At 30.8% G+C, this 15,371-nt stretch carries 12 protein-coding genes; 1 reads left to right on the top strand and 11 read right to left on the bottom strand.

Annotation, left to right across the window (positions count from 1 at the left end; translation table 11 throughout):
- Window positions 1–3: 3 nt before the first annotated feature.
- The 9 genes from ACFSQ0_RS09255 to ACFSQ0_RS09215 all read right to left on the bottom strand — a co-directional run bounded on the left by ACFSQ0_RS09255 (window position 4) and on the right by ACFSQ0_RS09215 (window position 9,034).
- Window positions 4–759, bottom strand: a complete 756-nt coding sequence (locus ACFSQ0_RS09255) for a WecB/TagA/CpsF family glycosyltransferase (RefSeq protein ID WP_379047308.1) — start codon at window positions 757–759, stop codon at window positions 4–6.
- Between the two features lie 28 nt (window positions 760–787).
- A complete protein-coding gene (locus ACFSQ0_RS09250; RefSeq protein ID WP_379047306.1) occupies window positions 788–1,948 on the bottom strand; it encodes a hypothetical protein in 1,161 nt (386 codons plus the stop codon).
- Entirely contained in the window at window positions 1,932–3,203 is a 1,272-nt protein-coding gene (locus tag ACFSQ0_RS09245) for an O-antigen ligase family protein (RefSeq protein ID WP_379047303.1), read from the bottom strand. The genes ACFSQ0_RS09250 and ACFSQ0_RS09245 overlap by 17 nt, the downstream gene beginning before the upstream one ends.
- A gap of 7 nt (window positions 3,204–3,210) precedes the next feature.
- Window positions 3,211–4,056, bottom strand: a complete 846-nt coding sequence (locus ACFSQ0_RS09240; protein WP_379047300.1) for a sialate O-acetylesterase — start codon at window positions 4,054–4,056, stop codon at window positions 3,211–3,213.
- 26 nt (window positions 4,057–4,082) lie between these two features.
- Window positions 4,083–4,481 carry an acyltransferase gene (locus ACFSQ0_RS09235; RefSeq protein WP_379047297.1) on the bottom strand — a complete coding sequence of 133 codons (399 nt, stop codon included), beginning with the start codon at window positions 4,479–4,481 and terminating at the stop codon, window positions 4,083–4,085.
- A gap of 110 nt (window positions 4,482–4,591) precedes the next feature.
- Entirely contained in the window at window positions 4,592–5,650 is a 1,059-nt protein-coding gene (locus ACFSQ0_RS09230; protein ID WP_379047294.1) for a glycosyltransferase family 4 protein, read from the bottom strand.
- Window positions 5,640–6,848: an O-antigen ligase family protein gene (locus tag ACFSQ0_RS09225; protein WP_379047291.1), complete on the bottom strand. Its 1,209-nt coding sequence runs from the start codon at window positions 6,846–6,848 to the stop codon at window positions 5,640–5,642. The genes ACFSQ0_RS09230 and ACFSQ0_RS09225 overlap by 11 nt, the downstream gene beginning before the upstream one ends.
- Window positions 6,835–7,764 carry a hypothetical protein gene (locus ACFSQ0_RS09220; protein WP_379047288.1) on the bottom strand — a complete coding sequence of 310 codons (930 nt, stop codon included), beginning with the start codon at window positions 7,762–7,764 and terminating at the stop codon, window positions 6,835–6,837. Before ACFSQ0_RS09220 ends, ACFSQ0_RS09225 begins: the two co-directional genes overlap by 14 nt.
- Window positions 7,757–9,034: an O-antigen ligase family protein gene (locus ACFSQ0_RS09215; RefSeq protein ID WP_379047285.1), complete on the bottom strand. Its 1,278-nt coding sequence runs from the start codon at window positions 9,032–9,034 to the stop codon at window positions 7,757–7,759. The genes ACFSQ0_RS09220 and ACFSQ0_RS09215 overlap by 8 nt, the downstream gene beginning before the upstream one ends.
- A gap of 6 nt (window positions 9,035–9,040) precedes the next feature.
- On the opposite strand from ACFSQ0_RS09215, the gene ACFSQ0_RS09210 reads away from it, so the two are divergent.
- A complete protein-coding gene (locus ACFSQ0_RS09210) occupies window positions 9,041–10,012 on the top strand; it encodes a fibronectin type III domain-containing protein (RefSeq protein WP_379047282.1) in 972 nt (323 codons plus the stop codon).
- Window positions 10,013–10,567: 555 nt separating this feature from the next.
- Here the strand turns inward: ACFSQ0_RS09210 and ACFSQ0_RS09205 are convergent.
- Both ACFSQ0_RS09205 and ACFSQ0_RS09200 read right to left on the bottom strand, forming a co-directional pair.
- Window positions 10,568–13,963 (bottom strand): T9SS type A sorting domain-containing protein, encoded by a 3,396-nt coding sequence (locus ACFSQ0_RS09205; RefSeq protein ID WP_379047279.1) that lies wholly within the window; start codon window positions 13,961–13,963, stop codon window positions 10,568–10,570.
- 70 nt (window positions 13,964–14,033) lie between these two features.
- A complete protein-coding gene (locus tag ACFSQ0_RS09200; RefSeq protein ID WP_379047276.1) occupies window positions 14,034–15,335 on the bottom strand; it encodes a flippase in 1,302 nt (433 codons plus the stop codon).
- Between the last annotated feature and the right edge of the window lie 36 nt (window positions 15,336–15,371).

Genomic DNA, 15,371 nt, shown 5'->3' with positions numbered 1-15,371 from the left:
ATCTTAAGAATTCTTTTTATTAAAGTTAAATTTAGCCTTTACCACCAGGCCAATAAATTTAGAATTGCCAATTAAATAGCGTTTCCACATACGTTTAGGTTCTTGCAAAAACCTGTAAAACCACTCTAAACCGCTTTTTTGCATCCATTTAGGAGCTCTTTTGGTTTTGCCGGCTAATACATCAAAACTACCGCCTACCCCCATAATAAAGGGAATTTGTTTTAAAGCCTCACGATGGGTATGCAAAAATATCTCTTTTTTGGGAGAGCTAATGGCAACAAACAGCATTTTTGCTTTAGTGCTAACGATATCTTCTACAATTTGTTTTTCTTGCTCTTGAGAAAAATAGCCATTTCTATATCCCGCAATCACGTTTGCATTGTAGGTTTGTTTAAATTTTTCGCTTAAAGCGGATACCACCTCTTCTTGAGCGCCCAATAAGTAAACACTATAAGCCTTTTGGTGTGCCATTTTAACCAGATTATCAAACAAATCTATGCCGGCCACCCGCTCTTTTAACGGCTGGTTTAAAAGTTTTGCTGCCCAGATAACCGCTTGACCATCGGCATTGATGAGATCGGCTTCGTTTACGCTTTTTCGCAGCTGCTCATTCTTTTGCATGGCCACAATTTTCCCTGCATTTACCACCGTGTGATGCAGGGGGTTATTTTGTGCAATAGCCAGCTCTATACGTTGCAAGGTTTCTGCCATGCTTAAGTTGTCTATCTGGGTGTTGAGTATTTGAATGCGTTGGGCCATAGGGTATATGCAAATAAAAGCGTCAAAATTAGGGCTTATCTCCAGTATTCGAAAATTTATCGGGTGTTTTTAAATAAGCTAACTTGATTAGCAACAAATATATAGGTACAGAGGCATTATAGAAAAAATTACCTGTTATTAAAGGAACCGCAAAAAGCACCGCAAACCATAGTTTATCTTGCTGGGCTAGTTTAAAATTGAAGTAATACCTAAAAAAGAGATACAAATACAAGGGCGCTCCTAGAATACCAAAATACAGCCATAAGTCTATCAATTCTAATTGCGGTCGCAGCAACGGATTAGAAAGTCCGCCAATAAAATAATGAAGGCTTCGCCAATTTTCTTGAATGTACGGAATGGTTTCTGTAAGTAATAAATCATCTCTATAAGAAAGTACTGCCGTTAACCAGCCCTCTTCTTTGCTGATTTCGGCAAAAAGACTATAATTGAATAAAACGTATACTCCAACCAAAAAAAGCATACTGGTTATACTTAAGCTCCCTAAAACCCATTTTTTACTAATCTTTGCGTTTACCAAAAGCACCAAGCTGAATAAAAAAACGGCCAAGTAAACCGATTTGGTGCCAATTAATAAAGAAGCAGCCAAGGTAAACCAAAACAGAGGTTGGTAATAAAATTTCTTTTTATAATAAAACACAAAGTAAAGCAAAGCGCTTAAATACAGGTAGGTTGAATTTGCCGAAGCCCAAACCAAACCATTGTAGCCCCAACGCTCGCCTTCATAAGATTTAAACCATTCTAATTGAAAAAGAGCCCCTAGTACTATAAGACTGTTGTTCAACCATAAAAAGAACTCCCAGAAGCTTGTTATTTTTCGGGTTTTATGTTTATCAAAAGACCTTAAATCTTTAAAATAGAGCAATAAAATCAAGAAAAACAAATAGCGAGCAAAACCAATTATAGCCAATGTAGTGAAAGCTTGAGGTAAAAAGTATTGTCCCAAAACAAACCATAGCACCAGTAAAAAAATACCCAAAAGTTGTTGGGTACGGGTAAATAATAAACTCAAAAACATAAAAGCAAAAGCCAATAACTTGACCAGCTTCTGTAGATAAAACTCAGCCTCGATAATATGATAATACAATTTGTTTAGCGCCTCAATTCCTAAAAAAAGAAAGAGGAACCAAAAAAACACTTGGCTTTTATCTGGGTTAAGCCACTTTTTCATGCGTTTCTTTTTTATCGGCTTTAGCCAAAAATTCTGCATAGAAGAGTGTCCCGAAAAGGGCGACAAAATTAATACCCATATTTCTATCTAAAATATTTTCGACCATAAAGCACCAAAACAATATGGTGAGAAAGCATAAAAATAAAAGGTTTTGATGTTTAAAAGCAGATACACCGTTTTTAAAGAAATATAAAAGCAATAAAAGCACACTAAAAATTCCGAAACGCAATACATAGCCTATGTATTGATTGTGAGCATTGTAACCTCGCTCTAAAGAGTTACTCATATTGTATTGGGTGTATTGCTCTATTAAAACTTCATTTTCTGTACCCCCACCATATCCCAAAATTGGTTTATCTTGTATAAGCTCTAGGGCGACCTTCCATCTAGAAAAACGAGAATCTACCCTTTGTTTATTGTTAGTGTTAAAAGTACCTACGTTTTCTTGAAGCTCCCAGAAAGTTCCGTCAACTGTTTTATGATAGATGTAGGTTTTTTGCAGTAGGCTCAAGCTAAAAGCTAACAAAATAACAGCTGCTGTAATGAGCACAGCAAAGGTTTTAAAAGAAAGATTATGAATAAGATACAAAAGAATTAGCAGGGCATATACACCATAAATAATACGCGAAGCCAAAAAAACAATACATAAACTAAAAACTAAAAAGCCTAAGAATTTAAGTAAACGCGGTATTTTGATTTTAGAAAAGAGTAAGATACTCAGGGCCATAGCCATATACATACCCATATAAATAGGATGCATATCAGGAAGAGGCTTGGTAAAATTGAAGTTGGTAAATGTATGGTTGAGCAACCAGTGTAAAGGATAATCTGACTGACTGTAATGATATATATTAATCGCTATTAAAGCTAAAGCTGATATAAATGCACCGGCAAGTAAACCATAAGCCGCAAAATTTCTGAATAATTTTGGGGGTATATCTTTTCTAAACAAAAACAAGGGCGTTAGGCCTAAGAATATATATTTGCTTATTTCTTGAAAAGCTTCTTGTTTTAACGGACTATAAGTTACTCCCCATAAAAGCGGTATAAAAAATACCATAGGAGAAAACAAGAAGAAATAGATCAATTTACCCTTTAACTGAAAGCCATGCAATGCAAACGATAATAAGGTGGTGACCACCAAACCAATTAAACCTATATTACTTATAGAGGTTTTAATAGGTAGAAAAAATGTGGCTACGACGATACAGATTAATGTTAAGCCTTTTAATATTTTATTTTTGTCTTGCTTCATTACTATTTTAGTATTCGAGAGCGGTGTAAAAGTAAGCTAATTTTTTACCGATATCATTTAAAGCTTCTTGGTTGTAATGCACCATATCTTTTAACCAGCCCCTTTCTGGAAAAAATTCAGTTTCATTATAACCAATATAGACGTGTTCCATTTCTAACGCAACTTCTCTCTGTGCTTCTCTTACTTTTTTATATCCTTCATCTTTGGCATTATTCCCATTAAATCTACCCGTTTCTATAAATACAAAGGGTATCTCTCCAAATTGATTGTGGTACCTATTAATCAACTCAATTAAAGCATTCTTATAATATTTTTTTGTAATGCTATTTTGGTAGACAGCTTGAGCATCATTCTCTCCCTGACACCAAAAAATAGCATGAATATTACTCTGCTTTAACACCTGTAAAGCTTTTTGAGTTTTATAAATACTAGAAGAAAATAATTTACCACTTTCACTCCAATTGCCCCAATTGTTCACCTCTGCTTCAACAGTTAAAGAAGAACCACCTTTTGCCGCTTGAACAACACATACTTTTTGATTGCTTATTTCATTATACGTATAGGCTAGGGCTGGAATAAAACTTCCTGTTTGAGCCGCTTGAAAATTAAGGTGATATTGGCCTACAGGATCTTTCAGTATTTTGATGGTATCTTTTACTGAATCATATTCATATACCTCTTTATTAGGTTGAAAAATAGAGATATCTTTATCTCCGACACCAGCTGCGTTACTTTGCCCTGCGACAAGAAATATCTTCTGATTTTCATCGTAGAATGGTTTATCATTATTACTAGAACAAGCTGTAAATAAACAAATTGCAAAAAGAAAAATTATACAAAAGTGGCTTTTCATGAAAAATAATTTTCTAGTTTAAAAGTTTATTGTTTTCTCGTTTTAATCAATTTTGCTGGTACACCACCTACCACCGTAAAAGCTTTCACATCTTTGGTTACTACCGCTCCTGCACCTACTATGGCGCCCTCTCCAACCTCAACACCAGGCATAATAACTACGTTTCGGCCTAACCAAGCTCCTTTTCTTATAGTTGGTGGTTGAGGCTTGGTATCTCCTTGATTTACAATACTTATATCGGTTCTTTGATGTTGATGTGAAGTACTTAGTATAGCCACATGTGGAGCAATTAAGACCTCATCTTCAATAATCGCTTGTTGTATGAAAACATGTTCGTTAATTCTGCAATTCACCCCTATTCGAGTACCTAAGGTGTTTGAAAGATAAACATTGGGCTCTAATTTAGTTCTGCTATCGTATGGCATAAGCTTTAGTACTTTGGCAACGTAAGCTACCCTAATTTTATTACAAAACCCAATCAACCTAGAATGAGGTAAATGCTGTATTAGAGCATAGTAAAAAAATAGCTTTATTTTTAGGAGCATAATTCTTTAAAGTTAGCATATAAATTGGCTGCCACCTGCTTAGTTTCATAGGTTTGTGCAGTAGCATAAGCTTTTTCCTGAATTTGGTTTTGTTTATCTATGGGTAAAGCTAAGTAATTTTTAATTTGTTGCACCGCCTCTGGCACAGAATTAAATAAAAAACCATTTACTCCAGATTGTACATAACCCGTAGCTCCTCCTATATTTCTGGCAAATAAGATACTTTTGCAAGCCATGGCTTCTAGACCAACCAAGCCCAAACTTTCTGGGAGTTCTGTAGGAAAAATAAAAAGTTCTGCTTGTTGGTAGATCTCGGCTAATTTTTCCTTTTCCTGAAAGCCTCTAAAGTCAATCCCTTCTTTAAAAGGATTTTCTGCAATAGCTTCAAGCAGCATATTTTTTTGATTTCCATCTCCAGCAATAACCGCCTTAATGGCTATTCCCGCTTTGTTTAATTGAGTATAAATGGCCAAAAAATCTTGCCATCCTTTGCCTTCATCTATTCGCGAAACATAGGCCATTTGCAGTGCTTTTCGCTTTGAAACATCTGGATAAAACAAAGCGGTATTAATTCCGCCAGAAGGATAAATAAAGCATGGTATATCAAGGCTTGGATATCTTTTTTGTACTACCCGCTTAAAATATAATGAAGGTACCACTAGGGCATCTATGTTTTTTAGCACATTATTTTGCCAATGGTCTAAAATTGAATTGGGTTTTATAGCACTTATATCAGAGCCGTGTAAGTTAAGCACAATTGGCTTTTTCTGCAGCCATTTATACCAAGGTATTAAAGCTAAGTTATGGGTTAAAAAATGAATGTACACTAAATCATGTTCACGATGTAAAACACTAAAAATTGCTTTTATATAGTATTTAGTATAAGTTAGCAATTTTTTAATTGTTGAGTTACGTTTTCCACGGATGACAATTTTTTGCGTAAATACAGCAGCATTTTCTTCGAGCGCAAAAACCGTTTTCTTAACAAACACGCCAAATAGCTTGTCTGTTGCCGATGGATACATATTAGAAAGTAACTTAATTTTCATTTTTATATAAATAGCTAAGTGGCAGAAAAATTAAAAAGCTTAAAATGCCTAATTGTCTTTCTAAAATTGATTCGGTTAAAAAGAAAATACAAAATATCATTAGAACTCCTAAAAAAAGATATTTTTTTTGTTTAATCGCTTTAATAAAGCCATAAATTATGGCAAAAAGTAAAATACATATACCCATCCATCCATTTTCTAGCATAGTTTGTAGGTATTGATTATGTGTATTGTAATTGGACTTATAGCCAAAGAAATTGTTTGCCCGATAAGAATTATTTAAAAGTACTTGACTTTTATCCAGACCAGCTCCTAACAATTTATTCGGACTATTTTGGAATGCATCCAATGCACTAGTCCATAATATAACTCTATTTGCGGTGTCTGATTTATTATTTTGATTTGCTTCGAATAAATTTTTAATTCTTTCACCAGACCAACCAAACTTTATAAATCCAGCTCCAATGACTCCAAAAATAATTAAAGTGGTGAAAAAGAGTTTAAATTTTGAATTTTGAGCATTAAAAATTAAATGAAATAATATAATAAATACCATTGCTATAATGCCCACTCTGGCTAAAACAATAAAATTTAGCGTAAAAAGGAAAATTACACCTAATAGTATTATTCTTGACTTAATATTAGTTCTTGCATTTAATGAAAGATATTGATTTAGTAAATAATGAAAACTTAATACAATCAATAAAGATAAATAGGTGGTATGAATCCTAGCTGTTTGTTCAATGGATTCATAAAATATTGTATTAACCACACCTATTTTAAATAAGTAGAGTGTTTTTATTAAGGCTACACTTACAAAAACTATGGTCGCAATACAGAAAAATATAAAAAACTTTCGAATGGTTAATGATTTTAATATATCACGATTTGCACCTAAGGATAGTGGTAATAAGATGAAAAAGAAGTTTTTAGTAAGATGCTTGCTGGTAAGACCTTCATCATTTATTAAATTACTTATTAAACAACTTAACAGGTAAACTATTCCAAAAATTAGATAAGTCCTCCATAATTTATCAAAATTAAAGAACGTTTTAAAATTTGCCTTAATTCCTAAAACCAGAACAACGCAAATTGCTATTAATGTTAGTGGAGGTGAGTGATAAGGTAGACTAATACCAATTAATGTGATTAAAAAGATTCGTGCAGAATCTAAAGCATCTAAATTAAATCTCATCATTCAAAAGATTAACAATTTCCAAATAAGCCTTTTTTGATAAAGCATATTCATAATCAAAGTAATAATTTTGCCAATTTTCTTTTGATTTAAATAAACTGTAGATATCTATTTTTTTAATACCCTTTAAATCGAGGGCATCTAAACACTTAACATTCAAGCTTATATTTTCATCTAATTCTGGAACGGGACTAGGACTTGGGTATATCAAAATTATTTCCGCTTCAGGACTAATCCTTTTTAAATTTCTATGTATTTGCTGAATATTATTAGCTAATAAATCACTATTTTTCTCATTTCTTCCTGTCCATATTACGTAAACATCTGCTGGCTCTATGGCCCTAGATTCTTTTAATAGAGAGGAAGAGTTAGCTGCAGCACCACCGTAATATGAATAACTATAAACATCCTTTTCAGTTCCTTTAAATTGTACATTCGGGTTTTTTTCCTGCCAGAAGTACCTAAACTTTTTTCCATGCATCATACAACAACCAAATTGACCAGTTAACATTGCTACTTTAACACTTCCGTCTTTTATTTTAGTAGGCAAATTAATTTTAGACAATTTAGCATTTTCAATATCTCCTAAAGGCTTTTTAAAATACCAAACAAGATTATTTAAAAATATCTTATTATCCTTTATTTCTGAGGAAGAAAACGCAAAGATAAATTGTTCATTAGCTGCATTAGTTAATGCATATGTCTGATTTGGTTCTAGTTTCAAATCATTATTACTAATTGTTAATTGGTTGTAAGAATAATCTAAAACCTCAACAGTATAGCTTTCTAAATATTCTATATTAGTTAGATCAAATCTATGTCTGAAAAAATAATCCTTTCTATTATCATTAATAAATTTAATTACACTAATGATTGCTAGAACAAAAATCACAAAAAAGTAATTAAACTTCTTAATCATATTTTTTGAATTTATTTTCATAATAAATTATCGCATAACCCAAAGCAAATAAAAAAGGCCAAGTACCCGCAGAAAAACCCATTGTAAAAGGTATCTGTATTAAATAAAATACTAACATCATCCATCCTAAATGAGACCATTTTTTTGCCTTGAAAAAAGGAACACTAATTAGGAAAAGGTAAATGAACGTGATTACCCCTTGCTCAGCAATTAGATGAGCTAAAGAGGAATCCGATAAATAAACATATCTTTCTGGCCATAATTTCGCAGACATCTTATATGCTTCAGGGTTATACTTTGAGGACGCATCTCCAAAAGTACCAAAACCCAACCCAAAAGGGTTATTTTTAAATATATGTATAGCTTGAGCCCAAAACATAGCTCTCATTTCAACCACTCCTAAATTTATTAAATGCGGCATATCTAACATTTCAATGAAATAAGCATATTGCTTAATTTTAGAAAGTATGGCTTCATAGGTGTATGGAATTACAATACTTAAAAACAGTATTATACCTAAGGTGATTTTTAAAATATACTTAATCAGGTATTTTCTAAAGTAGATTAAAATCCAAACAAAAAATATTATATAACTGGTTTTAGAACTAGAGGCAAGTATTGAAATTACGCTTAAACCGATTAATATAAAATAAGCTTTATCTTTTTTTTCAGACAACTCATTTATAATTAACATCATCAAAGCGGTGGCGCCTAAGGTGCCTACATCAAATAATCCTGTATATCTTCCAACTTTCTCCCAACCGCTTACACGTAATTCGCTATAACCCACCCAGGCTAAAACTTGATTGTTTGTAACTATTTGGAGTATGATGAACAACAAGTTTAATCCAAGTACACCAATAAAGAGTTTTTTAAGGACAGTAAGTATTTTTTTAAAATTATTATAATTAATACTAGACATTAATGGGATAAAAGCTGCAAAAACAAAAAGTTTATAGTACTCGTAAAAAAAAGAAATGAAAGTATTGTAATAAAAAAGCAGATACACTAGGCTAAGGATAGCGCCTATAATGATAAACTCTGGCTGGTATATTATTATTTTTTTCTTAGCAAATAGAAGTATAAAACCCAAAAAATAGGTAAATAGTATTGCAAGCTCATCTGTAAAACCTATTTGAAATATACCATTAAAAATTTCGCCTAAGAAATTTAGTAAGAGTGTAAAATTAATGGTTAAAATTAAAAAAAGATATAAACCTTTAAGCTTAGTCTCTTTTTTGTTTATTTTAGTATATGTTAATTTTTTCAAACCATTATGATTATAAAATTCAAATTTCATTATAATTTCATTACTAAAAAAATATGCTTACTTATATTTATAACTTTGTTAATTAGTTGCTCAAATGATGATCATGTTGAAATAAGTTCTTTACAAGCAGATGATTTCAATATATCCATTTCAGAGATTACTGATAATAGCGTTAAAATTTCTTGGAGTATCTCAGAAAATGGATTGGCTAATGGAGTTGAAAGTGATGATATAAGTTACGACCTTTATCTAAATGATACTTTGATAATAGAAAATAGTAATGTTAACGAATATACTTTAAATAATTTAGAGAGTTTTACAACTTATAATGGAAAAGTAATAGCTAAAATTAACCCATATAATCAAGCAGAATTAACTTTTGAATTCCAGACAATACAATCACCTCAGAGTTACCTTCCATTCCAAGTAGGAAATATTTGGTATTATACTAAAATATATAATTATCCATTGGATTATAGGACATACAAAATAAAAAAAGAAATTGTTTCATCACAAACCATTAATAATAAACTAAACTATTTGATTGAAGAAACTGAATTGTATTATAAGTGGGAGCGTTATTACGAAGGTCATGAAGACTATGAGTATGCCTATCCTTGTAGTACGGTAATTAATTCATATTTTTTAAGGTTTGAAAATGGTAAAATAATAAAAACAGAAGATTCAAATGAAGTTACCATTATTGATTTTAATGAAACAAGCTATTCAGATAATAACTCACAAGTAGAAATTATAGAAGAGTGTAATATTAACTTTTATTCTATAAATTCTTGTATTTATAAAAGACTTTATTTTAGTTTAGGTTACAACCTTAGGCAAACATATATGGAGGATGTGGGAATGATTAAACGTGAATCCTTAGATCAAAATAGTTTTGGTACTGTAATAAATTTAATTGGTTATAAACCCTCAGAATCTTTAATTATAGGCGAAGAACACGATTTTGAATGTGATTAAGGAAGCTAAATATCTCTGTTATGAAAGTTTATTAAAACTGGAAATTAAAAGTAGTCCCTTTTATTCCAATATATGAAATTTGAATTATCACTTTGAATCCTAGCAATGATGTTCCAAACACTCATTGACCGTTTAGTTAGTAATATATCCTGCACTCGACTCCACATAATAACTTAACTAAAAAAGGCTGACCACAAAACGGTCATTTAGTTTTGTAAATTCTTATTCAGAATTACGAGATGTTCTACATTTCAGTTTATTGAGTTTACTGCTATACTAACATACAACCTCTGAGCAAATCAATATACCTATAGTCAGAACAACTTATCTCTTTCAAAATTTTATTGACCTCAGCATTGCAAATTTGGATTAAATATTCTCATAAAGTACTTAGTAAAGATATTTTGTAACCCAGACTATATGTATTGTCAATCGAGAAACGGTATGACAATTACATCTTTGACCTATCTTAATAAAAAGATAGCTTTGGGTAGAAACTAAAGAAAGTGCAATACACTGTAGTACATGGTTTTAACTATTTTTAAGACCAAAAAATTAGTTGATTAAAATTTTTTTAGTTAAAGTTGAATCTTTATAATAAGCTTTAACAAAGTAAACACCCTTTTCTAAACCATTAATTTCTACGGTATAACTCTTATTTTTCTTACCTTCTTTAATTTTTTTTCCATAATAATTATAAATTTCATAATTAAATGACTCTTCGCTTGTAATTTGAATTTTATTATTAAAAGAAGGGTTGGGATAAACCAAAAAATTAAAATTATTCAAAGAAATAGTAGGTAGTTTTTTAAAACCAATTGGATCAAAAAAATCAAGGGTATTACCCGTATAATAATAGCCGTAATTTAATCTGAATATCCATTCTCCTAATATCATGCTTTGGTTATCATTATGTCTATTTCCAGCAATATCAGCAAAACTATCGTTGTTATAATCACCAACGGTTATTAAATCAGGAGATGTTCCCCAAATATACCTTTTTTGATTTTCAAAAGAGTTAGATTTATTATTAAATCTTACAATCCAGTCTCCCATTGAAAAATTTGAATTTTTCATCCCCAAATCATCATACCCATCACCATTAAAATCTGCTGAAAATATAAAATCTGGATTACTAGCCCAGTTATATTTGATATGACCCGATTGAAAACCATTATTTTGATTGTTTAATTTGATATACCAACCATCATTAATTTTGAAAATAGCTATATCATCATACCCATCGCCATTAAAATCTCCTGTAGTAATGTTATCAGGTTGCATTCCCCAACTATAACGAAACTGATTAAATGAATAAAAGCCCCCATCTCCATCATTAATAAAGATAATCCATTCTCCAATATTTACAGAGTTGGGATCACTAATCCTATTGACGCCTATATCATCCAAACCATCACCGTTAAAATCGCCTGAGAAAATAAAATCAGAATTTGCAGAAGCTAGGTTGAAACTATATTCATTATCAAAATCTAACTGTTGAGTATTCAATTTAATATTCCATTTAATGAATCCATTTTCACTAGTGGTAGCAATTATATCATCATAACCATCACCGTTGATATCACCAGATAAAATATTTGATGGATGCAAGCCCCAATCTTCCCTAAACTGATAAGAGAACCCCATATATTCTGGGAGTTCTAATTTATAAATAGCACCTCCTTTGTTATTGTCAATATTTCCAACACCTTCCCTAGTACCTATGAATATCTTTTTTTTGTTAATCACCACAAGATCAGACTGAAAATCAGTTGGTATTGGCATGTTATTGAACGGCAATAAAAAAGAGTTTGAATCTTGTGTTATATAGCCAATTTCCTTACATTTAAAAGTAACTATTAAATGCTTAGATAAAAATGATTTAATATTCATAGGCACTTTTGTATCAAAATTTCTTAAATGCTGAATATTAGAAGATTGCAAAGGTAGGGCTGGATTTGTAATCTTAATTTTAAATAAATCTCCACTATTACTTTTTTGAGTTATAAAATAAATATATATTTCATTATTTATAGCCGAAATAACAGCCATATCTTTAAGAGATCCGTAATCGTCTTCAAGTATGATTTCTTCAACTGATTCATTTGAGGACAAGGCTTTTCTAAATAATTTATATTTTTTTAATCCATCATTGCTATGATGTTGTGCCAATCCATATAACCATTTTTGATTATTTGGATATTCAACAACTTTTAATGATGGAACAAAATTAGTTTCATCTATATTTAATAAAACATCATTATTATCTAAAGTAGAATTGGTTTGGTCTTGAATATTAAATTTATAAATATTACTATTATTCGTATTAGATGTAGAATTATGATATAATCCAACATATACCATATTTCCATCAAATGCTAAAGATTTTATTTTTTTGAAATCATCATCAATCAAGTGTGAATCTTTAAGAAGAATTGTATTGTTTTCAATTTTAAATCTGTTAAGATAAGGACCGTAATACATGCCTCCCATAAATTCATCATTGCCAATGGGAATCATTGAGGTAGCGCTTAAAGGCAAATATTTACTATCTATCGAGTTAGTGTTTAAATTTTTATATTTTAAAAAATTCATTTCATTATAAAGAAGGTTATCTTCAAATATTGCTAAGCTATTAATTATGTTACCACCGCCATGAGGAAAATTTTTAGTAGTCAAATTAAGTTTTAAATTTAATTCAAAATCGTCAATAATATTATTGTTGTTAGTTTTATAAAGTCTAATTCGTTCGAAATCGGTATCAAAAGTGCTTTTATGATTACGAGTCAAAATGTAATTATTATTAGACAAACCATTTATAGTAGGAATTTTGTCGAATATCATGCCGCCCATATTTACATTAGTACTTGAAATATTGGTCCCGTCAAAATAAAATGTAAGATTGTCATTATTAGTGTTATAGTAGGATTTTGGGATTAAAAAACATTTACCTGAATCTGAATAAGATAGACCTCTAACAAGTTCTAAATTGTCCGAAGGGTTAACTGAATTATTATACTTTAAAACTCCTTTTCCATTTTTGGTTAAACCAACATTTTGCGTAAAATTTAAAGAATATATATTATTATCATTAGTTAAAAATAACATCTCTGCATTACCAGTATTTGTTAAACCTAGGTCAAATGCATTGTCAAATCTTATTACCCTATTATTAATTTGGAGAGGGTTTATAATAGAGTCAATTTCATATTTAGCAGCAGTATAATTTCCTGAAACTTTATCAGCTCTTATATATACAATATTTTCACCGCCTGTTTCAAGGCCTACAATATGAGTATAATTATTATCTGAAATTTTTCTAAATTCTCTAATATAATTATTATTCAGGTTAAAGATAGAACTTAAATTGATAGGATTATTTTGATTGTTAAACATATTTATTACATAAATATTTTTTTCACTAGCATTACAAAAATAATAATTCCCACTGCTATCTGCAATCCCATTGTTAGCCCTAGAATCAAAGTTACTAAAATCTAATTGTTTTCTAATTATAGGAGAATTTTGATTTTGCCAGCTTGTAACCGTAGACGGATTAATTTTTTTTGCAAAGATTGTAGCACCGATGAAATCAGAGCATTCATTTCTTCTAGTACCCATACCAAATAAATAATGTTCATTATTTATTTTTGTAATATTAAATCCACCACCTCTCATTGGGGACTCAAGATCAATCCAATCTAATTCTTGTAAATTAACATCATTCACATTATTTAAATTAGTTTTAACTCTTACTATTAATCCTGAAAAAGCTGATGAATGATAACTAATTAATTCATTGCTTGATTCATTGACTATCGCTGCTAATCCATCAGCAGTATTAAAAAACCTAAATGATTCGTAAGGACTTCTATGTTCTAATTCCCAATTTTGTGCATTCATATTATTAATAAAAATAACTATGAATAATAAAAGGTTAAAGTGTTTCATCTGGTTGGTTTTATTAAGATTATATATAATTATTAATTGTAACTAAAAATCATTTATTTAAATAACTGAGTTATATATAGGTTCTTATATTTTCTTTCCGTTTTAAATAAACACACCCAGATACATTCCATACCGATAAACTAATGGCAGTAGCTACTGCCGCTCCGTTTATTCCATACCTAGGAATCAAGATAAAGTTTAACAATAAGTTAATACCTAAAGATATGAATGCAATATATTGATATTGTTTTTGTTTACCTGTCATTTGCATAATGATTCCTACCGAGCCTACAGCACTATTAATAAGATGTATAGCGCATAAAATTATTAAAACCATACTACCTGCTTTAAACTCTTCTCCAAATATACCTAAAAACCATTGATTAAAAACGAGAAGTATCATAACAATAAGAACCGTTAGGCTAAAGTTTAAACGAGTAGAAAATTTGATTAAGCCTAAAAACCTTTCCTTTAGGTTATTTACATAAGCGTTTGCAATTTTAGGCGCCAAACTAGAATTAATCGCTTCAATAGAAAAACTGGTAACCAGCGCCAGTTTTAGTGCTGCATTATAAATACCAATATTTTCATCGGTTTCATAAATACCTAATATAAAAGTATCTAACCAACCCAAAAATACCATAATGGTTGAGGAGAGTAACATAGGGAAAGATTCCCGTAAAAAACGCCATGAGTTGGTTCCCGATTTTAATGTTAATTGCTTTAACTCTCTACTTACTACCCAAAATGCAATGAGTGCCAATACCACCAGGGCCCAAAAATGTAATTGAATAAGCATAACGGGAGCTACTGTACTAAAAAGATAAACCACAGCTAAAAGTAGAATAGTAAGCAAAAAACGGCCTGTATTATTGAAAAATGCAAACCAGTTGTTTAATCCTTTGGCCCGCAAAGCTCCTGCACAAAGCATGGTGATGGTCCAAAAAGGAATTCCTAGAACACTCCAAAAATAATAGGGTTCTAATTGGTTTTTTTTAAAAATATGCAAAATAAAAAAGTCTTGTGCCCACAGAAGCAACCCCATAAGTACCAAGCTTACTAAAAAAGACTTGCTTACCACGCGGTAAAATAATCCTGGATCTTTTTTCCAGTTTTCTGGCTTGGCATAAAAGCGCAAAAAATTAACGTCAATACCCAACCTGCCTATAATACTAGCAAACATGAAAACACTAAAGCTCAAGCTTATGAGTCCGTTTACTTTAGCTCCGAAAACATTGGTAATATAGAGCGTAAAAAGATAACCGGCTATGATACCCACGCCTCTAAATATCAAAAAATAGAAACCTTTCTTAAGTACATCTTTTTGATCGGGATTGGTGTTTTTAAGCTTTTTGATGAGTTGCTTTTTCAAAATACTATTGTAGATGTTTTTACCCAGCAAATGTAC

Source organism: Mesonia sediminis (assembly GCF_042684705.1).
In the GTDB taxonomy this organism is placed as follows: domain Bacteria; phylum Bacteroidota; class Bacteroidia; order Flavobacteriales; family Flavobacteriaceae; genus Mesonia; species Mesonia sediminis.
Note: the sequence above shows the minus strand (reverse complement) of the source record. Positions and strands in the feature narration are given on the sequence as shown.

Bases quoted from the DNA above. Each gene is read 5' to 3' on its own strand.
- ACFSQ0_RS09210 (WP_379047282.1), top strand. From the start codon at position 9,041: ATGATTATAAAATTCAAATTTCATTATAATTTCATTACTAAAAAAATA.
- ACFSQ0_RS09255 (WP_379047308.1), bottom strand. From the start codon at position 759: ATGGCCCAACGCATTCAAATACTCAACACCCAGATAGACAACTTAAGC.
- ACFSQ0_RS09245 (WP_379047303.1), bottom strand. From the start codon at position 3,203: ATGAAGCAAGACAAAAATAAAATATTAAAAGGCTTAACATTAATCTGT.
- ACFSQ0_RS09235 (WP_379047297.1), bottom strand. From the start codon at position 4,481: ATGCCATACGATAGCAGAACTAAATTAGAGCCCAATGTTTATCTTTCA.
- ACFSQ0_RS09250 (WP_379047306.1), bottom strand. From the start codon at position 1,948: ATGAAAAAGTGGCTTAACCCAGATAAAAGCCAAGTGTTTTTTTGGTTC.
- ACFSQ0_RS09240 (WP_379047300.1), bottom strand. From the start codon at position 4,056: ATGAAAAGCCACTTTTGTATAATTTTTCTTTTTGCAATTTGTTTATTT.
- ACFSQ0_RS09220 (WP_379047288.1), bottom strand. From the start codon at position 7,764: ATGATTAAGAAGTTTAATTACTTTTTTGTGATTTTTGTTCTAGCAATC.
- ACFSQ0_RS09225 (WP_379047291.1), bottom strand. From the start codon at position 6,848: ATGATGAGATTTAATTTAGATGCTTTAGATTCTGCACGAATCTTTTTA.
- ACFSQ0_RS09230 (WP_379047294.1), bottom strand. From the start codon at position 5,650: ATGAAAATTAAGTTACTTTCTAATATGTATCCATCGGCAACAGACAAG.
- ACFSQ0_RS09205 (WP_379047279.1), bottom strand. From the start codon at position 13,963: ATGAAACACTTTAACCTTTTATTATTCATAGTTATTTTTATTAATAAT.